This window comes from Bradyrhizobium sp. SZCCHNR1093, from assembly GCF_032381175.1.
Taxonomy (GTDB): Bacteria; Pseudomonadota; Alphaproteobacteria; order Rhizobiales; family Xanthobacteraceae; genus Bradyrhizobium.
In genome coordinates this window covers 104,572-125,687 of the sequence record NZ_JAUHJJ010000005.1, presented here as the reverse complement: position 1 = coordinate 125,687, position 21,116 = coordinate 104,572, and the positions used below count along the sequence as shown (strand labels likewise).

General features: G+C 65.8%; 18 protein-coding genes and 1 pseudogene. 12 read left to right on the top strand and 7 right to left on the bottom strand.

Translation table 11 applies throughout. The annotated features are described in order from the left end of the window. Nucleotides 1-285: 285 nt before the first annotated feature. Nucleotides 286-744: an FKBP-type peptidyl-prolyl cis-trans isomerase gene (locus QX070_RS18430; RefSeq protein WP_409998083.1), complete on the top strand. Its 459-nt coding sequence runs from the start codon at nt 286-288 to the stop codon at nt 742-744. A 360-nt stretch (nt 745-1,104) separates the two neighbouring features. Here the strand turns inward: QX070_RS18430 and QX070_RS18425 are convergent, their stop codons facing one another. Then, nucleotides 1,105-1,320, bottom strand: coding sequence for a CsbD family protein (locus QX070_RS18425; RefSeq protein WP_315738416.1), 216 nt, complete (start codon nt 1,318-1,320; stop codon nt 1,105-1,107). 149 nt (nt 1,321-1,469) lie between these two features. Between QX070_RS18425 and QX070_RS18420 the strand changes: the two genes are divergently transcribed. Next, a complete protein-coding gene (locus tag QX070_RS18420; protein ID WP_315717363.1) occupies nt 1,470-1,988 on the top strand; it encodes a cupin domain-containing protein in 519 nt (172 codons plus the stop codon). Between the two features lie 176 nt (nt 1,989-2,164). Here the strand turns inward: QX070_RS18420 and QX070_RS18415 are convergent. The 5 genes and pseudogenes from QX070_RS18415 to QX070_RS18395 form a co-directional block, all read right to left on the bottom strand. Next, a pseudogene (locus QX070_RS18415) lies at nt 2,165-2,266 on the bottom strand (GTP-binding protein); the annotation flags it as partial. A 427-nt stretch (nt 2,267-2,693) separates the two neighbouring features. Further along, entirely contained in the window at nt 2,694-3,923 is a 1,230-nt protein-coding gene (locus QX070_RS18410; protein ID WP_315738415.1) for a Tad domain-containing protein, read from the bottom strand. Between the two features lie 283 nt (nt 3,924-4,206). Then, a complete protein-coding gene (locus tag QX070_RS18405; protein ID WP_315738414.1) occupies nt 4,207-5,640 on the bottom strand; it encodes an MATE family efflux transporter in 1,434 nt (477 codons plus the stop codon). 152 nt (nt 5,641-5,792) lie between these two features. Further along, nucleotides 5,793-6,947, bottom strand: a complete 1,155-nt coding sequence (locus QX070_RS18400; protein WP_315738413.1) for a hypothetical protein — start codon at nt 6,945-6,947, stop codon at nt 5,793-5,795. Nucleotides 6,948-6,949: 2 nt separating this feature from the next. Further along, a complete protein-coding gene (locus tag QX070_RS18395; protein ID WP_315738412.1) occupies nt 6,950-7,651 on the bottom strand; it encodes a FecR domain-containing protein in 702 nt (233 codons plus the stop codon). A gap of 139 nt (nt 7,652-7,790) precedes the next feature. Here QX070_RS18395 and QX070_RS18390 point away from each other — a divergent pair, with 139 nt between their 5' ends. Beyond that, nucleotides 7,791-9,119: a phospholipid carrier-dependent glycosyltransferase gene (locus QX070_RS18390; protein ID WP_315738411.1), complete on the top strand. Its 1,329-nt coding sequence runs from the start codon at nt 7,791-7,793 to the stop codon at nt 9,117-9,119. A gap of 66 nt (nt 9,120-9,185) precedes the next feature. Here the strand turns inward: QX070_RS18390 and QX070_RS18385 are convergent, their stop codons facing one another. Then, a complete protein-coding gene (locus QX070_RS18385; RefSeq protein WP_315738410.1) occupies nt 9,186-9,836 on the bottom strand; it encodes an OmpA family protein in 651 nt (216 codons plus the stop codon). Between the two features lie 385 nt (nt 9,837-10,221). Between QX070_RS18385 and QX070_RS18380 the strand changes: the two genes are divergently transcribed. The 9 genes from QX070_RS18380 to QX070_RS18340 all read left to right on the top strand — a co-directional run bounded on the left by QX070_RS18380 (nt 10,222) and on the right by QX070_RS18340 (nt 21,101). After that, nucleotides 10,222-10,452: a hypothetical protein gene (locus tag QX070_RS18380; RefSeq protein WP_315738409.1), complete on the top strand. Its 231-nt coding sequence runs from the start codon at nt 10,222-10,224 to the stop codon at nt 10,450-10,452. A 74-nt stretch (nt 10,453-10,526) separates the two neighbouring features. Then, nucleotides 10,527-11,699: a winged helix-turn-helix domain-containing protein gene (locus QX070_RS18375; RefSeq protein WP_315738408.1), complete on the top strand. Its 1,173-nt coding sequence runs from the start codon at nt 10,527-10,529 to the stop codon at nt 11,697-11,699. 126 nt (nt 11,700-11,825) lie between these two features. Beyond that, nucleotides 11,826-12,383 carry a TetR/AcrR family transcriptional regulator gene (locus QX070_RS18370; RefSeq protein WP_315738407.1) on the top strand — a complete coding sequence of 186 codons (558 nt, stop codon included), beginning with the start codon at nt 11,826-11,828 and terminating at the stop codon, nt 12,381-12,383. Nucleotides 12,384-12,432: 49 nt separating this feature from the next. Continuing rightward, nucleotides 12,433-13,395, top strand: coding sequence for an alpha/beta hydrolase (locus tag QX070_RS18365; RefSeq protein WP_315738406.1), 963 nt, complete (start codon nt 12,433-12,435; stop codon nt 13,393-13,395). A 248-nt stretch (nt 13,396-13,643) separates the two neighbouring features. Next, complete coding sequence (locus QX070_RS18360) at nt 13,644-14,975, top strand: MFS transporter (RefSeq protein WP_315738405.1); 1,332 nt, start codon at nt 13,644-13,646, stop codon at nt 14,973-14,975. A 226-nt stretch (nt 14,976-15,201) separates the two neighbouring features. Next, a complete protein-coding gene (locus QX070_RS18355; RefSeq protein WP_315738404.1) occupies nt 15,202-16,308 on the top strand; it encodes an efflux RND transporter periplasmic adaptor subunit in 1,107 nt (368 codons plus the stop codon). A 272-nt stretch (nt 16,309-16,580) separates the two neighbouring features. Next, nucleotides 16,581-19,721, top strand: coding sequence for an efflux RND transporter permease subunit (locus tag QX070_RS18350; RefSeq protein ID WP_315738403.1), 3,141 nt, complete (start codon nt 16,581-16,583; stop codon nt 19,719-19,721). A gap of 24 nt (nt 19,722-19,745) precedes the next feature. After that, nucleotides 19,746-20,354 carry a TetR/AcrR family transcriptional regulator gene (locus QX070_RS18345; RefSeq protein ID WP_315738721.1) on the top strand — a complete coding sequence of 203 codons (609 nt, stop codon included), beginning with the start codon at nt 19,746-19,748 and terminating at the stop codon, nt 20,352-20,354. A gap of 123 nt (nt 20,355-20,477) precedes the next feature. Further along, nucleotides 20,478-21,101 carry a flavin reductase family protein gene (locus tag QX070_RS18340; RefSeq protein WP_315738402.1) on the top strand — a complete coding sequence of 208 codons (624 nt, stop codon included), beginning with the start codon at nt 20,478-20,480 and terminating at the stop codon, nt 21,099-21,101. Nucleotides 21,102-21,116: the final 15 nt, after the last annotated feature.

Genomic DNA, 21,116 nt, shown 5'->3' with positions numbered 1-21,116 from the left:
CAGGACGCTGCGACTTCACGTCCGCGCATTGCCGTTCGTCCGCACGCTCGATAAGCATGCTGCGGCAACATCGCGGCCATCGCTCCCCACCTCGCGTGTCGTGACGATCGCGCGCTACGCCCCTCTGCGGTGAGGCGGGATGCGCGGAGAAAATCATGATTTCCGATTATACGCAAGTAGATTATTTTTTTCGGAAGTCGATGCCGGGCTGGTCAGCCGCTCCCGCATGAGCTAAACCGCGGCTCCCGTGAACGAGCAGAGGCGGTCTGGAGCATGCGGCGTCCGATGAACAGAAGAGTTGCGCTGATGGCGGCGGCATCGGCCGCGGCCGGTGTCTTGCTGGGCTCCCGCGCGGTCTCGGCACAGACCAGTTCCGCCAAACCCACAGGAAAGACCATGACCACTCCCTCCGGACTGCAGATCATCGACACCAAGGAAGGCACCGGCGCCACGCCGACGCGCGGTCAGACCTGCGTGATGCATTATACGGGCTGGCTCTATGAGAACGGCCAGAAGGGCAAGAAATTCGACTCGTCGGTGGATCGCAACGAGCCGTTCGAATTCCCGATCGGCATGAAGCGCGTGATCGCCGGCTGGGACGAGGGCGTTGCCACCATGAAGGTCGGCGGCAAGCGTACCCTGATCATTCCGCCCGAGCTGGGCTACGGCGCCCGCGGCGCCGGCGGCGTGATTCCGCCGAACGCGACGCTGATGTTCGACGTCGAACTGCTCGGCGTGAAGTAAGGCGCGCGAATGATGCCGGGAGGGCAACCAAGCGTGCTGCGCGATACAGCGCCCTCTCCCCTTGTGGGAGAGGGCATCACGGGCCCAACCGCGAACACAATGGGGTGAGGAGTTTCTCTCGGCGAGCGACGCTCATGGAGAGAGACCCCTCACCCGACCGAGCTCGTGGCGCTGTCCTACATGCCCTCTCCCACAAGGGGAGAGGGCGCATTCATGGGCGCCGGCTGGAGCGCTGTAATGATCTGGCTGATAGTTGCCATCTATCGTCAACTAACGACGATGCAAAGACCGGCCCCGTGAGGGGCCGGTCTTGTAGTTGATAGCGTCTTCGCGCGATCTCCGCGACCGCGCCGATCCTGCTCAGAGATTCTTGTTGGCGGCGCCGGCGGCGGTGTTCACCGCGTCCTTGGTCGCCTTCTTGGCATCGCCCAGCGCCTGCTGGCCCTTGCCCTTGATTTCCTGCACGGCACCCTCGCCCTGCAGGCGCTCGGAGCCGGTGGCTTCGCCGATGCCCTGCTTGGCCTTGCCGATGGTCTCGTTGGCGACGCCCTTGATCTTGTCGGTGGTGGCACCCATGACTTCGTCCTCCGCTGTTTGTGTGAACTCCACCGATCCAACGCACGCGATGCAGAAAGGTTCGTGGGGAACTGCGAATAGCTTCGCTGCGGCATTTCGGCTAACAATGGCTTGGTTCCCTCGAACAGATGAAATCCCGAGAAGAAATCATGTCAGGCTCTCACGATCACGCGCACGGCCATTCCCACGATCACGGCGACGAGCGCTGGAAGCACGACGGCGTCCGCGTCATTCCGGGCAATCAGCTCGATTCCAACGTGCCGTCGACGCCGGGCATGGACCGCAAGGCGGCGATCAACTTCGCGCGCGTCGGAGCGCAGAAATTGTGGGCGGGCACGGTCACGATCAGGCCTGACGCCAAGACCGGGGCGCATCATCACGGTCATCTCGAGAGCGTGATCTACGTCGTGAAGGGCAAGGCGCGTATGCGCTGGGGCGATCGGCTGCAGTTCACCGCGGAGGCCGGTCCCGGCGATTTCATCTTCGTGCCGCCCTACGTGCCGCACCAGGAGATCAATGCGAGCCCGGACGAAGTGCTCGAATGCGTGCTGGTGCGCAGCGACGGCGAGGCGGTCGCGATCAACATCGATATCGAGCCGGTCGAGAAGCCCGAGACGGTGCTGTGGATCGACCCGGTGCACCGCGATCCCGCCGAGTCGAAGTCGTAGCCATCAAGGAAATGGCGGAGCCGTCTCGCGACGGCTCCGCCGGGCAGGGAGCGGCTATACCGCCTTCCCTCTCACACGCGAAGCAGGGGCGACTGTCGCGCGTGTGTCTCGCGGTTCGTTGCACCCGGGGACTTTCGGTTCGGATGCGGGCTGGTCGGGCCGCCTCGTTGGCGCGGCGCGACCTTCAGTCGCTGGCGGTTGTTCAGGATTTGGTTGAGCAAAGTGGTCTTCCCAGCCCCGAGGAAGCCGGACAAGACCGTGACGGGGAGTTTGCGCATCGAGGTCGAACAGCCTCTTCAGGGGGAGGGGTCGGTGCCGGCGAGCGGGCATGTAGTCTCTTTATGCAATGTTATAACGTAACATCATCTGAAACGGGGGAGGGTGTCAAGGGGAGGGAGTGGCGACGAAGGTGAGTGGGCGGGCCGGCGGCGGCTTGGGGAGTCGGCAGAGGCGGCGGCCGAGACGCAGGGCGCGAGCGGCTCTGGTGAGCTGGTGAAGTCCTTGCACTGCTGAAACGACGCTGCAGCCGCCAGCGACACCGCGTTCCCTCTGCCGTGAAGAACGGGGAGAGGGAAGCAGTATCGGTGGCGGGATGCAGCTCCGTTTCATCTCGGAAGAGAGGAGCTGATATCTTTTGGCCGGGTCGTCAGTCCCGGCGACCAGCCGCTGAAACAGCACTCACGAGAATTGGCTCAGCTATGGCAACTACCTCGACAGGAACGCCGTGCCGGCCGGACCACTGGCCGCCGACATCGACAGCGCGCCGGGCGCGATCGCCCAGTTGGTCTGGTTCAGGATCAGCGTGTTGAACACCATCGTGACGCTGTTGCTGCTCATGGTCGAGACCGAGTTGATGGTGACGTTGCGGCTCGGCAGATACATCAGGCCGGTGTAGGACGAGCTGCTGGTGCCGTTGATCGGAAGGTTCGTCGTCGACAGGCCGCTCGGCTCGTACATCAGGATATTGGCGTAGGTGCCGCTGGTCGGCGCCGACAGCGTCGCATTGACGTTGCCGTTGAAGGTGAGCGTCGCGTTCTGGTCGACGAGGTAGAAGGTGACGCCGCTGCCGGTCACCGTCCATCCCGAGTTGAAGGTCATCGCGCCGCCCTTGATGATGTAGAGGCCCGGATTGAGCGTCAGCGTGCCGGAGCCGTTGAAGTTGGTCGCGCCGCAATAGACGCCGGGGCTGAGCGTGACCGAGCCGGGATCATAGACTTTGTTGTTGGTGGTGCACGCGCCCACCGTGACGGCGGGCAGCTTGCCGGCAAATGGGTCGGAGATCGCCGCGCAGCCGGTCTCGGCCGGCGGAGTGGCGCCGCCGTTCTTGGTGATATTGGTGCCCTTGATGCAGATGCGCTTGACGTTGAGCGTGGCGTTGAACATCGCGGCCGGGCTCTGCGTCGACAGCACGTGGATCTCGCAGCTCGGCGCATTGAGCTGGGCCCCGGAATTCACCAGCAATGATTGCGCGTTGATGGTGCTGACCAGCAGGATGCACACGGGCGACGTAGTCTGCGCGCCGGCCTTGGCCGTTGCGGACGCCGTCACGCCGAGCGATGTCGTGCCCATCACGTTGAGGAACGAGGTCTTCACCGAGGTCGTCGCGGTGCCCGACAGCGAGCCGTCGCTGTTGGGCGTGAAGGTCGCCGTTGTGCCGGTGCCGAACCGGCCTTTGAAGCTGCCCGAGAACACCGCGCTCGCGGTCGAGACCTGCTGCGCGCTGGCCTGGGTCACGCCGGCGAGGACCGCGGCGTCGACCGACTTCTGCAACTGCGCCCTGGTGTCGCTGGACTTGGCGAAATCGACGGCGGCGCCGACCGACACCAGGATGGGGATGATGGTGATGGCGAAGATCATGCTGATCTGGCCATCCTTCGCGCGGCCAAATCTCCATGCCAGATCGCGAAGAGTCTTCGACGAAATCGATGCGGTCATGTGCAACGCTTCCTGCTGATGGCTGTCCGAGGCTCGACGCCGGCGGATGCGAGCCCCTGCTGCAAGGAAGTGGCGGTCAGAGATTACCGCATGCTGAATCCGGTTCCATAAAGGAACCCGTGGACGGGGTCGTGGGAACCGAAGGTTATCAGTCTGTTTGCCGGATCAGCGAGAGGTGCCCGTTCGCACCACTCACTGGTAGTAGCCGCGTGAATTGCTTGTATTTGGCGGTGACTGTCGTGAGTTGCAGGCGGTTGGATTGCGCCCGTCGGTGGACGTCGCGCTAACGAGGTGAGCGCCAGATCCGGGGCGAGAGAACGAGGCTGCACACCAATGCGTAGGCGACGAGCGACAGCGTGACCATCGCGGCGAGCGAGGCCATGCCGCCGCCGAGCATGATGATTGCGATGTAGCCGCCGCCCGCCGCGATCAGCACGCGCAGGGCGGAGCCGACGAACGGCCACAGCACGTGCCCCGCGCCTTGGCCGGCAAAAGCCAGCACGAACCCGAAGCCGAGCGCGGCGTAGGCCGGCGCCACGGTGCGCAGATAGGTCGCGCCCTCGCGCAGAACCTCGGCGTCGCGGCTGAACAGGCCGAGCCAGAGCGGCGGATGCAGCGCCACGATCAGGCCGATGGTCCCGACCAGGGCTGCGCCCGCCAGGGCACTGATCCAGGCGATGCGGCGCGCACGGCCGCGCTGGCCGGCGCCGACATTGATGCCGACCATCGTCAGGGTGGCCGTGCACAGCCCGAACAGGATCGGGATCATGATGTAGTCGAGCCGCGAGGCGATGCCGTAGGCGGCGAGCTCGGAGGTCCCGAAGCGCCCGGCGAGCGCGGTCACCAGGATGACGGTGAGATTGACCATGACCGCGTTGAGCGCGGTCGGCAGCCCGACTTTCAGGATGTCGGCGAACAGCCGGCCCTGTAGCCGCGCAACGCGCACATGCAGGCTGGAGCGGCCAGAGGTCATGTAGCGCACCAGCACCAGCATGGCGCCGCAGTAATACAGGCCGAAGGCGATGCCCGCGCCGGCGATCCCGAGCCCCGGCAGCGGGCCGATGCCGAAGATCAGCAGCGGCGAGGCGGGAATCATCACCAGCGCGCCGACCAGGGTGACCAGCGCCGGCACCCGCACATTGCCGGCGCCGCGCAGCGCCGCCGCCTGCAGATTGACGATCCACACCGGGACGGCGCAGGCGAACAGATAGTTGGAGTAGCGCAGCGCCGCCTCCAGAGCGCCGGCTCGCCCGCCGAGCGCATGGTACAGCGCCGGGCCGAACAGGGCGGTCGCAAGCGTGAACAGGCCGCCGGCGATCACCGCCAGCACGATGGCATGGAAGGCGATGGCATCGGCATCGGCGTTGTGCCCGGCGCCGACCGCGCGCGCCACCGCCGAGGAGACGCCGCTGCCGATGCCGCCATTGGACATCATCGTCATCAGCATGAAGATCGGGAACACCAGTGCGACGCCGGCTAGCGCATCGGTGCCGAGGAAGCCGACGTAATACGCTTCGGCGACGTTGACCGCGGTTTGCGCCACCAGCACGGTCATGGTCGGCAGCGCCAACCGGAACAGCGCCGGCAGCACCGGGCCGGAGAGCAATGCCGTGCGGACCGACGCGGCCTTGGCGCGCGGCGGCTCCGGGGCCGGCTCGAACGGCGCCGCCGCAACACCGGGCAGGGCTTCGGCGGTCGCCTGGGTGGAAACGTCCATCGGATCTCCGCGCGCCTGGCGAACCATCGCATTTAAATGATGATTATCATTCAATAGGTCCGCCGGCGGGCGCGGGTCAAGGCGACCCGAGCGCAGGCCGATCATGAAATTTTGACGGAGCGAGGGTGATCCGCTCGGCGCCGGGCCAGCCGCTAATAATGGACGCGCAGGCCGACGCCGCCGTGGATGGTGTTGCCGACCGGCTGCGGGCCGAGCGTGCCGTTGACGAACAGATCGGCGATCCAGCCTTGCGGCAGGCGGAAGCCGAGCCGGCCGCCATATTCGAACCAGCCCTGGTTGCCCATGATCGGCGTCACCGTGCCGTTGCCGGTGACGGTGGCGACGATGCCGGAGCTGGTCGCGAACGACTGGACGTAGCCGCCATTGATGTTGGCTTCGATGCTGGAGCCGAACAGGTGGGTCCATTGGCCGCCGACCTTGACCAGGCTGGTGCGGTCGGTGCCGCCGGCGATCGTCGCATCGAACGGGTTGAAGGCGAGCGCGGGATCGCGATAGCCGGCGACGTGCTGCCACAATTGCCACAGCTCGACCGACGCCGCGAGCTCGTCGCGCGGCGACAACCGGCTGATCCAGCCGGCGCGGCCATAGACCGCGTAGTTCGACGCCGTGGTGGTGCCGTCCGCCGTGACGTTGCCGAGGCTCGTCGCATAGCTCCGGCCGTAGCGCACGCGCTCATACGGCGTCAGGATCGTGCCGATGTCGAAGAACGGCCGCGACGAGCCCCAATCGGTGAAGTCGTAGCGCAGCGCGAAGGCGCCGATCGGCGCCGAGGTCACGTGGTAGCCGTCCTCGTCGTAGTGCGTGTAGGCGAGGCCGGCAAGCAGCGCCAGATTGTTGGTGAGCTGCTTGCGGCCATGGATGCCGGCCGAGAACGAGCCGGCCGAGCCGAACGCGCTGACGCAGTCGCTGCAGTTGACCTGCTCGTTGACGCCGAGCAGCACCAGCCCGAGCACGCGGTTGGTGATCATCTGGTTGAAGCGCTGGTCGGCGAGGCCGTTGATCGCGTTCGCGCTGTTTCCCGCGCCGGTGGGCGTCGGCGACGGGGGCGGCGAGATCGAGGGCGAGGGCGTCGGGCTGGAGGTCGATGTCGGCGTGGCCGACGGCGTGGGCGTTGCGGTGGGCGAGGAGGTCGGCGACGGCGACGGGGTCGGGCACAGCGCCGCCGCGAAATTGTCGGCCCCGCAACTGCTCTGCGCGGCGGCCGGCGCGGCCTGCAGGGCGAGCGCGAGCAGCCCGCCGGCGATGGCGGTCATCAGGAGAGCAAGCTGACCGCGGCGCGTTCTCATCGTCACCGCCCGCACAGGATGCCGGTGAAGTCCTGCGGCGGCGCATTACTGGCGAGATCGGTGACCGTGCAGAGGCCCGATGTCGACGCGCAGATTGCGGCAAAGCTCCAGGACGGATTGCCGGTCTTTTTGATCGCGCTTCTGCCGTTGCCGGTCGCGGTGATGATCGCGGTGTCGCCCGGCTGCGTCAGCTCGAGGCATTGGAAGGTGAGGGTGCAGACCCGCGAGGCGCCTTCCTGCAGCACGACCATGGTCTGGCCGCGCTGCGAGCGGATGTCGAGGATGGTGCCGCGCACGCCGATGGTCGCGAGCGGCGTGTTGATCTTGTAGGCGGTTTTCTCGGAATGGCCGGTGACGAAGCGGAACGCGCCGGTGCCGAGCCGGATCGCGATGTCGCGATAGCTGGTCTCGTCGTTGAAGACGGTGCGGTCGAGCGTCAGGGTGGCGTTGGCGCCGAGCGAGAGATTGGTGCTGTCGATCATGACGAGCCGCGCGGCACTGTCATTGCCGGTGCGCACCGTTTCGTTGCGCGCGACGCCGTCGCCGACGCTGATCGGGCTGCTCGAGGCGCCTGCCACGCGCAGCACGTCCTTCTGCACCAGCACGGCTTCGCCGATGCGGCCGTCGGCGCTTGCGCCGCCCGCGACGCCCAGCAGGGCGGCCGCCGAGATCGCAGCGACAGAGATTCGGCGACGCAGACTCATATCCACACCGAAGATTGTTTCCTGCTCAATCTAGCCGAAGACGGCGCGCGGGGTTGTTGTAAAATGGGCACAAGTTTGCCTCGATGACCGTTCGGTGGTTAGTTGCCGCCACCGTGAGATCAGTTCAACGCGGAGGCCCATGAAGGTATCTGCTGCTCGCCGGGATGACGACGACGAGGACGGCGAGGTTGCGCAGGATGGCGCTCTGTCGGTCCGCCGCTGTGTGATGACGGCATTGCTGATCTTCGCGATCGCGCACGTCGTGCTGATGATCGGGCTCGCCTCGCCGCCGAAATTCGTCTTCGACGAGGTGCATTACGTCCCGGCGGCGCGGCAGATGCTGGGACTGGCGCCGGCGACGCCGCAGCTCAATCCGATGCATCCGCCGCTCGCCAAGGAGCTGATTGCACTGTCGATCAGGACGTTCGGCGACAACGCCTTCGCATGGCGCTATCCCGGTACCGTGCTCGGCGGGCTCGCCGTGGCCGCGATCTATCTGTGCGGCCTGGCGCTGTTCGCGGCGCAATGGCCCGCCATCGCGGCGGCGCTGCTCGCGGCCTTCAACCAGATGCTGTTCGTGCAGGCGCGCATCGCGATGCTCGACATCGGCGCGCTCGCCTTCAGCCTGCTCGGGATCGCGGCCTTTCTGTTTTCGTTCAGGCAGCGCCGGCCGCAGGTCGTGTTCGCGCTGGCGGGCGCGTTGTTCGGCCTTGCGATCGCCTGCAAATGGAGCGGGCTGTTTCCGCTGCTGACGGCGCTTCTCATCATCGGTCTCATCAAGCTGTTGCAGCACTGGCAGACCTCGTTCGGCGATGGCGAGCCGACCGACTGGTATCAGCCCGAGCAATGGCCGCAACTGAGCTGGCTGCAGATCGTGCTGTGCCTCGTCGCAATGCCGGCTGTTTGCTATCTCGCGACCTTCGTCCCGCTGCATGGCCTGTCCGTCATCGGTATCCTCGAGGCGCAGCGGCGCATCTTCGCCGACAGCGTCACCACAGCGATCGCCGGCCATACCTACATGAGCGCGTGGCCGACCTGGCCGTTGCTGGTCCGTCCGGTCTGGTTCCTGTTCGACAAGACGGGCGACACCGACATCGCCGCGGTGGTGCTGCTCGGCAATCCGCTGGTGCTGTGGCCGGCGCTTGCGGCGCTCGCGATCTGCATCCGGGATTTCATCGCGACGCGCAGCGCGGCGGCGTTCCTGATCCTGGCGTTCTATCTCGGCTGCTATCTGCCCTGGGCGCTGCTGCCGCGCGCGCTGAGCTTCATCTACTACTACCTGCCGTCGGCGACGCTGGCGAGCCTCGCGCTCGTCCATGCGCTGACCCGCTGGCCGCGCTGGGTGCTGTTGAGTTATGTCGCCGTCGCGATCCTGGGCTTCGTCGCGATGCTGCCGGTCAGCGCCGCCTTCATCGGCACGACGATGCAGACCTTCACCCGGCTGATGCTGTTCCAGAGCTGGATCTGAATCCGGACAAAAAGCGCCCCGCCTGCCAGGGACCGTGGGCAGGCGGGGCGATGCGCGGCGGAGCGCTCACTTCGCCGCGGTCTTGGTGTCCATGTTGACGACCTGGACCCGCCGGTTGAGCGGATCGGCCGGGTTGGCCGCGTCCTTGAGCTTGGTCTTGCCATAGCCGACCGTGACGAGGTCCTGGCCGGCGAGGGCGAACTTCTCGACCAGATAGCGCTTGATGGTGTCGGCACGGCGCTCGGAGAGATCCTGGTTGAAGCCGTCGCTGCCGATGCCATCGGTGTGGCCGGCAACCACGAAGGTCGAGCCCTTCAGGTTCGGATCGGACAGCGCCTTGCCGAGCTCCTGCACGGCCGGCATCGAGGCCTTGCTGATTTCGGCCGAGTTGTAGTCGAACTGGATCTCGAGATCGATCTTGGGCTTGGTCGCCGCGATCTCGGCGATCTGCTCGCGCTCGCCGAGCGACAGCGAGCGGGTCTTGCGGTTGCGCATGCTGTCGATGAAGGCCGCCTGCTTCGCCTGCGCTGCCGCGTCGGCCTGCGGGGTTGCCTGCGGTCCGACCGAAATGCCGCGCGTCACGGCCTTCGGCTTCAGCGCGTTGAGGATCTTGTCGGCCGACACGGCCTCGCCGGCGAGGGCGGTGCCTGCGCCGATCGCCAGCATGGCGGAGAACGCCGCCGCCTGAACTGCAAAGCGTCCAAAATATGGGGTCATTGTCGTTATCCTCGGGTCGTCATGCCCTATGGTCATTGGATGCGTGAACGATAGAACGGGTTCAAAGCATCAAATGTGATCGACGTCACGTTGCCGGACTGGGCGGCCCTTGCGGGGCGAAGCGAGTGGTCCGCGGGACGCGCCGCGCGCTGCCGCAAAGCGATCGGCAGGTGGCCGGTCCGCGAACAACAAATCGGCCAGATGCGCCTCTACCGGATAGCGTTCGCCGGGAAAAAATCGCAAACGTGAAGGACGCGAACGGCGACTGGATTCGTAGTCTAAGAAACGCAAACAGAAAAGCAGAGCCGTGTTCAACCCATCGCACAGGCGCGACTATCAGTCCCATCGGGCGAGCAGTCAGGATCAGACGGGATCAGCCGGTTCCATGTCGACGCTGATCGGGGCTGGCATCATTGCGGCATCGATCCTGCTGTCGACGCTGATCACCGCGGTCGGCAACCGCTATGTCGGCCTGGAAAGTCCGGCCGAGGATACGGCCTGGCTGGTCGACCGCCTGACCGGCCGCATCTACAAGTGCCGTGCGCCCGATCCCGGCCGCGCCAGCTGCAAGGCCGAGATCGCCACCGGCAGCATTCCGGACAAGGCCAAGCCGTGAGGTTCCGCAAGGGGATCTCGCCGGCCTGATTTGCCGTTGCGGGAGCGGGGGCGAATCTCGCACCATTGCGCGGCATGCCCGCTGTCCCCACGCCCATCCCGCTCTCCAAGCCGCAGGCGCGCCGCATCTGGCTGCGCGCGCAGCGGCTCGATGCCGAGGCGCCGTTCGGCGCGGGCCCCGAGGCGGTCGCCGCCGCCATTGCTCATCTCGGCTATGTGCAGATCGACACCATCAACGTGATCGAGCGCTGCCATCACCACATCCTGTTCAGCCGCATTCCCGCCTATCGCCGCGCCGATCTCAGGCAGGCGCAGAGCACCGACAAGACCGTCTTCGAATATTGGACCCACGCGCTGTCCTACATCCCGCTGCACGACTTCCGCTACTTCGTTCCGGCGATGCGCCGCTACCGCCGCGAGGGCCATCGCTGGCTGCAGACCGTGAAGCCCGAGGATACGCGCAAGGTCATGCGGCTGATCCGCCAAGGCGGCGCGCTGACGATTCGCGACATCGACGACGATGTGCTGCGCGAGAAGGACCACGCCTGGGCCAGCCGCAAGCCGTCGAAGCGCGCGCTGCAGCTCGGCTTCTACGAGGGCGTGCTGACGGTGTCGGGCCGCGACGGCATGCTCAAGACCTACGACCTCACCACCCGGCATTTCGGCTGGCAACGGCTGCCGAAGGGCGCCAACGATCGCGAGATCGCAGTCTATCTGCTCGACCGCGGCTTGCGCGCCCAAGGCGTCGTGAGCCTCGATTCGCTCTGTCATCTCAATGCGCCGAGCAAGGCCGCGGTGCGCCGGATCATCGATGCCAGGGTTCGGCGCGGCGAGCTTGTGCCGGTGACGCTGGAGGGCGCCGGCAGGCAGGAGCACTGGGCGACGCCGGCCGTGCTGGAGGAGCCGATCGAAGTCAGCACTGAGCGCGTGCACATCCTGTCGCCGTTCGATCCGCTCATCATCCAGCGCAAGCGGACGCAGGCGATCTTCGACTATGATCATCGCTTCGAGGCCTATGTCCCGAAGGACAAGCGCCTGTTCGGCTATTTCGCGCTGCCCGTCCTGGTCGGCGACGAGATCGTCGCCGCGCTCGACCTCAAGACCGACCGCCAGAACGGCAAGCTCCTGATGCAGAAATGGAGCTGGGTCGGCCAGGGCAAGGCCGCGCGTGGCGACGGACGCAAGGCGCTGAAGCGGACCATCGAGGACGAGCTGCACCGGTTCCAGCGCTTTCAGCTTGGAGACTGACCTGGTCGTCGGAGATCCGCTCAGCGCTCTTGATTTGGAAACGAATGTTTCCTAAAAGGAGGAATGACGAGGTCGCAACAGGATTCATCCGAGCGCCGCGGGCCCGGTCGGCCGCGCGAGTTCGATATGGACACCGCCCTGAACAGGGCTCTGGTGGTCTTCAGCGAGCGCGGTTATCACGCGGCGTCCTTGGCAGAACTGCGCGCGGCCATGAAGCTCGCCACCGGCAGCCTCTACAAGGCCTTCGCGGACAAGCGCGCGATCTTCCTGGCGACGTTGGATCATTACATCGCGCGCCGCGACCAGCAGGTGCGCGAGCGCATCGATGCGCAGCCCAGCGGCCGCGACAAGCTGGAGGCCTTGCTGCAGTTCTACGCGGAATCCGCCAGCGACAGCGAAGGCCGGCGCGGCTGCCTCGTCGTGACCAGCGCGGCCGAACTCGCCACCTTGGATGCGGAGGCCGCCGCCAAGGTCCGCGGAGCGTTACGGCGGGTCGAGACCCTGTTGCGCGACCTGATCAGGCTGGGCCAGGCGGATGGATCGATCCGGCCGGATCTCGACGCGGAAGTCGTGGCCCGAGCCTTGTTCTGCGTGATCCAGGGATTTCGGGTGGTCGGCAAGACAGGGCGCACGAGGAGCGAGATGATGGCCGTGGCAGACCAAGCTGCCGCCTTGTTCGCGTGATGTCGTGTCTAAATAGGAAACGATTGTTCTATAATTAGGAGGATGATCCATGACTGAGTTGATGAGTGCCATCTCTGCCGAAAGTCCGTCGCGGCTGGTCGCGGCCGAGCCGTTCGGTCGCGCCGATGCGTCGCTGCCGGGCTTTACCCACCGCTTCGAGACCGTCGATGGCCTTCGGCTGCACTATGTCAGCGGTGGCCCGCCGGCTGGCGAGGTCGTGGTGCTGCTCGCCGGCTTTCCCGAAAGCTGGTTTGCCTGGCGCAAGGTCATGCCGCTGCTCGCGTCGCGCTATCGGGTCATTGCGCCGGATCTCCCCGGGCAGGGCGATTCGGACCGGCCAGCCGACGGCTACGACACTCTGACCCTGGCCACGGCGGTGCATCGCCTGCTGCAGCAACTCGGCGTCACCAGCTATCATCTGGTGGCCCACGATATCGGTGCGTGGGTGGCTTATCCCTATGCGGCGCTGTTCGAAGCCGAGGTGCGCAGCCTGGCCCTGCTCGATGCAGGAATTCCCGGCGTCACCCTGCCCGAGGCGCTGCCCTTCGCGCCAGACCGCGCGTGGCGCACTTGGCACTTCGCGTTCCACGCCGTCGCGGATCTCCCGGAGATGCTGATCCACGGCCGCGAACGCGACTATCTCGCTTGGTTCCTGCGCCGGAAGGGTGCCAATCCCGAAGCGTTCTCCGAACGCGATCTCGACGAATACGCCCGCGTGCTGACCAAGGCCGGCGGCTTGCGCGCCGGGCTCGCTTATTATCGTGCCGCCGCACTGTCCGCGCGTCAGAACCGCGAGCTGAAACAAAGGGGCAAGCTGAAGCCGCCGGTGCTCGCCGTCGGTGCCGACCAGGGATCGATCGTGGACATGGCCGCGCCGCTCAGGGAGGTCGCCGATCACGTCGAGGGCATCACCATCTCCTCGTGCGGCCACTACATTCCGGAAGAGCAGCCTGCCGTTCTGGCCGAGGAGCTCAACGCCTTCTTCAGCCGCGCCGGCGCGGGGCCGATCTGAGCTTTCGGTTGATATCGCGGCTTGCCGTTGGCAGGCCTATGCCCAAGCAGGCCGCGTCGCGATCCGGTCGATCCAGATGCCGACGACGCGGATGAGCATCTCGGGCGAGGAGGGCGTCATGCGCGGGCCGCGCCCCCGCGATGCGCCGACGGGCTGTGGGATTTCAGGTTTTCCGATTGACTTGCCACGACCGATGCTCAACACCGCCTTCAACTATCAATGTCCAGAAAGCTCCGGGGAGGAGATCGATGAGTCCGTCCGCCACCAGTCCGGCCGCGCTTGGCCGCTCCGATATCGAGTCCGCGACCATCCGCGCCATCTCCTGGCGCCTGATTCCGTTTCTGGTGCTGGCCTATTTCTTCTCCTATCTCGACCGGGTCAATCTCGGCTTCGCCGCGCTGACCATGAATGCGGAGCTGAAATTTTCACCGCTGGTGTTCGCCTGGGGTGCGGGCATCTTCTTCATCGGCTATTTCATCTTCGAGGTGCCGAGCAATCTGGCGCTGGAGAAGTTCGGCGCCAGCCGCTGGATCGCGCGCATCATGGTGACTTGGGGCATCATCTCGGCGCTCATGGCGCTGGTCTCGGGCCCGTGGAGCTTCTACACGCTGCGTTTCCTGCTCGGCGTCGCCGAGGCCGGCTTCTTTCCCGGCATCATCCTCTATCTCACTTATTGGTACCCCGCCCAGTATCGCGCGCGCTTCCTCGCCGCCTTCGCGGTTGCCGTGCCGATTTCGACCGTGATCGGCGCGCCGGTCTCCGGCCTGCTGCTCGGCATGCACGGCCTGATGGGACTGCAGGGCTGGCAGTGGCTGTTCATCATCGAGGGCATCCCCTCCGTCATCCTCGGCGTCGTCACCTGGTTCTACCTGACCGACCGGCCGGAGCATGCGACCTGGCTGTCCGCGGAGCAGAAGGCCTGGCTCGCGGCGAAGCTCGAGGCCGAGACTGCGGCGAAGCAGGCCGCCGGACACATGACGCTCGGCGAGGCGCTGTCGTCGCCGAAGGTGATCGTGCTCAGCCTGATCTATTTCGGCTTCGTCGGCGCGCTCTACGGCATGCAGTTCTGGCTGCCGCAGATCGTCAAGGCATTCGGCCTGACCAATGTGCAGACAGGCTTCGTCACCGCGATCCCCTATGCGTTCGGCACCGTCGCGATGATCCTGTGGGCGCGGCATTCCGATGCGACACGCGAGCGCGTGATGCATGTCGGCGCGCCGCTGATCCTGATCGCGGTGGCGCTGGCCGCATCGAGCATGATCGGCGATCCCACGCTCACCATGGTTGCGCTCACGGTCGCGGCGATCGGCGTGTTCTGTGTCTTCGGCGTGTTCTGGACGCTGCCGACGGCGTGGCTGTCGGGTACGGCCGCGGCCGGCGCCATCGCGCTGATCAACTCGATCGGCAATCTCGCCGGCTTCGGCGGCCCCTATCTGGTCGGCTGGATCAAGGACACGACCGGTTCCACCACCCACGGCCTGCTCGCGCTGTCGGTGCTGCCGCTGATCGCCGGGCTGCTCGCGTTCTTCGGCGGCCATGAGAGCAAGGTCGAATTCGCCGGGCAGGCGCCCGCGGAGTGAAGCGCACGGTGCATGCCCTGATTGCGGGGCCGGGCTCGACCGCGGCGGCGGACGGCCCCGGAATCGGTGGCGGTTGAGCGCACGGCGGAGTTCCGAACCGGCCTGCCGCTCCACTGAGCACCTGCGGCAACATGTCCAGATGATCACGAAGTCATGATTGCTGACGAATATTGACAATCGTCATTCGACATTCGACACTTCCTCGTAAGAGCAGCGAGGGTGCCCCATGTTGATCCGCCTGATTTTCGCGAGCTATTCCAAGCTGTTGACTGGCCTTGCGCTGGCCACGATGGCCGTCGCCCTGGCCGGGTGCAATGAAACCGTCGCCCAGAAGGCCGAGCCGGTCCGGCCGGTTCTGGTCGCGCCCGTCCATTACGAGGCCGAGACGCCCGAGCGCAGCTTCGTCGGCACCATCCGGCCGCGCATCGAGGCCGATATCGGCTTCCGCGTCGCCGGCAAGGTCGCCAAGCGCCTGGTCGAGGTCGGCCAGACCGTGGAGGTCGGCCAGCCGCTCGCCACGCTCGACGAGGTCGACCTGAAGCTGCAGGCCGAGCAGGCCGAAGCCGAATTCCGCGCCGCCACCGGCGTGCTGGCGCAGGCCTCCGCTGCCGAGACCCGCGCCAAGGAGCTGCGCGCCAAGGGCTGGACCACGGATGCCCAGATGGACCAGGCCAGGGCGTCCGCCGACGAGGCGAGGGCGCGGCTCAATCGCGCCGAGCGCTCGGTCGAGCTGACGCGCAACTCGCTGTCCTATGCGACACTGGTTGCCGACGCGCGCGGCGTCGTCACAGCGAGCATGATCGAACCAGGCGTGGTCGTTGCCGCCGGCCAGGCCGCGATCCGTGTCGCGCGCTTTGCCGAGAAGGAGGCCGTGGTCGCGATCCCTGAGACCCTGCTCGAGCGCGCCAAGACCGGCAGCGCCTACGTCACATTGTGGTCGGAGGCAAACAAGCAATATGCGGCGAAGCTGCGCGAGATCGCGCCCACCGCCGATTCCGCGACGCGCACCTATCTCGCCAAGTTCTCGCTGCCGGACGCTGGCGACGCCGTCTCGCTCGGCATGACCGCGACGTTGACGCTCGCCGATCCCGCCACCACGCGCGTCGCGCGGCTGCCGCTGTCGGCGCTGTTCAGCGATGGCCGCGATCCGTCGCTCTACGTCGTCAACGACAAGGGCGAGGTGACGCTGAAGCCGGTGAAGGTGAAGGCCTATGACAGCAAGGACGTGCTCGTCACGTCAGGCGTTGACGAAGGCGACAAGGTCGTGGCGCTCGGCGTGCAGAAGATCGATCCCAGCCAGAGGGTGCGCGTCGTGTCGGCGCTGACGTTCTAGCTCTGCCGTCGTTCCGGGGCGCACGTAGTGCGAACCCGGAACCTCGAGATTCCGGGTTCGATGCGTTCGCATCGCCCCGGAATGACGGACGTAACGGTCGTCATCGCGAGGAGTGAAGCGACGGCGCAATCCAGACTGTTTTTTCTGCAGGCGGATTCTGGATTGCTTCCGCCGTCGCCCTTTGGGCTATGGCGGACAGGTCGCTTCTTTCGCAATGACGGTGACTAACAGCAACGGCTCGGACCAGTGATATCGAATCTCGGAGAGCACCCATGAAGCGGTTCAACCTGTCGGCCTGGGCGGTCAATCATCCGCCGCTGGTGCTGTTCCTGATCGTCGCGCTCGGCGTCGCCGGCTTCTTCTCCTATCAGAAGCTCGGCCGCGCCGAAGATCCGTTCTTCACCGTCAAGGTCGTCAACGTCTCGGTGATGTGGCCCGGCGCCACGGCGACTGAGATGCAGAGCCAGGTCGCCGACCCCATCGAGAAGAAGCTGCAGGAGCTGCCTTACTTCGAGAAGGTGCAGACCTATTCGAAGCCGGCCTTCACCGCGATGCAGGTGACCTTCCGCGATTCGACCCCGCCGGCCCAGGTGCCGCACCTGTTCTATCTGATCCGCAAGAAGCTCGACGACGTGCAGTCGTCGCTGCCGTCGGGCATCATCGGTCCGTTCGTCAATGACGAGTTCTCCGACGTCGATTCCATCCTGTTCATGATGACCGGCGACGGCGCCGACTATGCGCAGCTGAAGAAGACCGCCGAAGGCCTGCGCCAGCGCCTGCTGAAGGTCGCCGGCGTTACCAAGGTCAATCTCTACGGCACCCAGGACGAGCGCATCTATGTCGAGTTCAGCCATGCCAAGCTCGCCACCCTCGGCATCACGCCGCAGGCGCTGTTCGATTCGCTTGCCAAGCAGAACAATGTGACCCCGGCCGGCACGGTCGAAACTTCGTCGCAGCGCGTGCCGCTGCGTGTCACCGGCGCGCTCGACGGCGCCAAGGCGGTCGCGGAGACGCCGGTCGAAAGCAACGGACGCGTGTTCCGGCTCGGCGATATCGCCACCGTCAGCCACGGCTTCGTCGATCCGCCGAGCTTCAAGGTGCGGCAGGAGGGCAAGCCCGCGCTCGGCATCGGCGTCGTCACCGCCAAGGAGGCCAACATCCTGGAGCTCGGCAAGGAGGTGCACGCCGCCGCCGCGGATTTCATGAAGGCGGTGCCGCAGGGCATCGAGATCGAGCAGATCGCCGACCAGCCCAAGGTGGTCGAGCACGCCGTCAGCGAGTTCGTGCACTCGTTCGTCGAAGCGCTGGTGATCGTGCTGTTCGTGTCGTTCCTGGCGCTCGGCTGGCGCACCGGCATCGTCGTGGCATTGTCGGTGCCGCTGGTGCTCGGGCTCGTCTTCATCGTCATGAACATCATGGGGCTCAACCTGCATCGCATCTCGCTCGGAGCCCTCATCATCGCGCTCGGCCTCCTGGTGGACGATGCCATCATCGCGGTCGAGATGATGGTGGTGAAGATGGAGCAGGGCTGGGACCGGATGCGCGCCGCGTCCTTTGCCTGGGAATCCACCGCGTTCCCGATGCTGACCGGAACCCTGGTCACGGCCGCCGGCTTCCTGCCGATCGGCTTCGCCAATTCGGCCGTCGGCGAATATGCCGGCAGCATCTTCTGGATCGTCGCCATCGCGCTGGTCGCGTCCTGGTTCGTCGCCGTGATCTTCACGCCCTATATCGGTGTCAAGCTGCTGCCCGACATGAAGGCCCATCACGGCCATGACGAGCACGCGGTCTACGACACGCGCATGTATCGCGGCCTGCGCGCCATCGTGCGCTGGTGCGTCACGCATCGCATCACCACCGTTGCCGCGACGGTCGGCGTCTTCGCGGCATCGATCGTGGCCTTCGGCCATGTCCAGCAGCAGTTCTTTCCGCTGTCGGAGCGGCCCGAGCTGTTCTTGCAGCTGCGGCTGCCGGAGGGCACCGCCTTCAACGTCACCGAGAAGGCGGCACGCAAGGCCGAAGCGCTCTTGAAGGACGACAAGGACATCGAGACCTACACCGCCTATGTCGGGCAGGGCTCGCCGCGCTTCTGGCTCGGTCTTAACCCGCAACTGCCGAACGAAGCCTTCGCCGAGATCGTGATCGTCGCCAAGGACGTCGCCGCGCGCGAGCGCATCAAGGCCAAGATCGAGACCGCGGCTGCGAATGGCGAGCTGAACGAAGCGCGCGTCCGGGTCGATCGCTTCAATTTCGGTCCGCCGGTCGGCTTCCCCGTCCAGTTCCGCATCATCGGCCCCGATGCGGCCAAGGTGCGCGAGACCGCCTACCAGGTGCGCGACGTCATGCGCCAGAACCCGAACGTCAGGGATCCGCAGCTCGACTGGAACGAGCAGTCGCCCTACCTCAAGCTGGTCGTCGACCAGGATCGTGCCCGCGCACTTGGCCTGACCCCGCAGGACGTGTCGCAGTCGCTGGCGATGCTGATCTCCGGCGTGCAGGTCACGACCATCCGCGACGGCATCGAGAAGGTCGGCGTCGTCGCGCGTGCGGCGCCGTCCGAGCGGCTGGATCTCGCCCATGTCGGCGATCTCACCATCACCTCAAAGAACGGCATCGCGGTGCCGCTGCAGCAGATCGCCAGGATCGAGTATTCCCACGAGGAGCCGATCCTGTGGCGGCGCAACCGCGACATGGCGATCACCGTGCGCGCCGACGTGGCGGACGGGGTCCAGGCGCCCGATGTCACCAACCAGATCTCGCCGAAGCTACAGGATATCCGCAACCACCTCGAGCCCGCCTACCGGATCGAGGCCGGCGGCGCGTTCGAGGAATCCGCCAAGGGCAATGCCTCGATCTTCGTGCTGTTTCCGCTGATGGTCATCGTGATGCTGACCCTGCTGATGATCCAGCTGCAGAGCTTCTCGCGGCTGATCCTGGTGTTCCTGACCGCGCCGCTCGGCATTGTCGGTGCCTCGCTCGGGCTCAATGTCGCCAACGCGCCGTTCGGCTTCGTGGCGCTGCTTGGCCTGATTGCGCTTGCCGGCATGATCATGCGCAACGCGGTGATCCTGGTCGATCAGATCGAGACCGACGTCGCCCATGGTCTGACCCGCAAGGACGCGATCATCGAGGCCACGGTGCGCCGCGCCCGGCCCGTGGTGCTCACCGCGCTGGCCGCGATCCTCGCCATGATCCCGCTGTCGCGCTCGGCGTTCTGGGGCCCGATGGCGATCACCATCATGGGCGGGTTGTTCGTTGCAACCTTTCTCACGCTGCTGTACTTGCCAGGATTGTATGCCCTATGGTTCCGCAAGAGCCTGGACGAGCGCGGAGCGAAGGACGCGGATCATTCCGCAACGCAGCACGTTGACGTGCCGAGGCCCGCGCTTCCTTTGGCCGAGGCCGCCGAATGAAGGACCAACAAGATCGCAGGCATGATGACCCTGGTTTCCGACCATATCGAATCCGATACGCACGAACGCATTCTCGTCGTTGCTGAGCGTCTGTTTCGACAGATCGGCTACCAGAAGACGACCGTCGCCGACATCGCCAAGGAGCTCCGCATGAGCCCGGCGAATGTCTACCGGTTCTTCGATTCCAAGAAGGCGATCCACCGGGGGGTCGCCCGCACGCTGATGGCGCAGGTCGAGGCGGCTGCCATCGCGATCGCGGAGCGGGCGGGGCCTGCGGCGCCACGGCTGCGCGAGCTGCTCGGCACTATTCATCGCATGAACACCGAGCGCTATGTCGGCGACAACAAGCTGCACGAGATGGTCGCGGTGGCGATGGAGGAGAGCTGGGACGTCTGCGAGGCGCACATGCTGCTGATCACCGAGATCATCGGCCGCGTGATCGGGCAGGGCGCGGCCTCCGGCGAATTCGCGGTCACCGATCTGCTGCTGGCGGCAAAATGTGCGACGACCGCGATGATGCGCTTCTTCCATCCGCAGATGATCGCGCAATGCGCGACCAAGCCGGGCCCGACGGTCGACGAGATGATCGATTTCGTGCTGGCAGGGCTTGGTTCCAGGGGCGCTGCAAGCTAAGTTCGCAGTCATTCGAGCGAAGCGACCTGTCCGCCATAGCCCAAAGGGCGACGGCGGAAGCAATCCAGGGCGGCGTGTGCGGCTCTCGCTTGCGCTCCGCGCAATGACGGAAGGGACGGCCGCGTGACTGAACGGGATCTGCATTTCTACGAACCGAAGAACGGCCACGGCCTCCGCCACGATCCCTTCAATGCCATCGTCGCCCCCCGTCCGATCGGCTGGATCTCGTCGCGCGATCCGGACGGTCACGTCAATCTCGCCCCCTACAGCTTTTTCAACGCCTTCAACTACACCCCGCCGATCATCGGCTTCTCCTCGACGCAGTGGAAGGACTCGGTCGCCAACATCCAGGACACCGGCGAGTTCGTCTGGAACCTGGTGACGCGCGGCCTGGCCACGCAGATGAATGCGACCGCCGCGCATGTCGCGCGCGAGGTCGACGAGTTCAAGCTTGCGGGCGTGACGCCGGTGCCGTGCAAGTTCGTCAATGTGCCGCGCGTCGGCGAAAGCCCTGTGGCGTTCGAGTGCAAGGTGACGCAGATCATCCAGCTGCAGGGCGCCGATGGCGCCAAGGCGCAGGCCTGGCTGACGCTCGGCGAGGTGGTCGGCGTGCATATCGACAAGACGCTGATCAAGGAAGGGGTCTATCAGACTGCGCTGGCGCATCCGATCGTCCGCGCCGGCCGGCGCGGCGACTATTTCGAGATCATGCAGGAGGCGATGTTCGAAATGGCGAGGCCAGACTGACAGCCTTGCTCGACG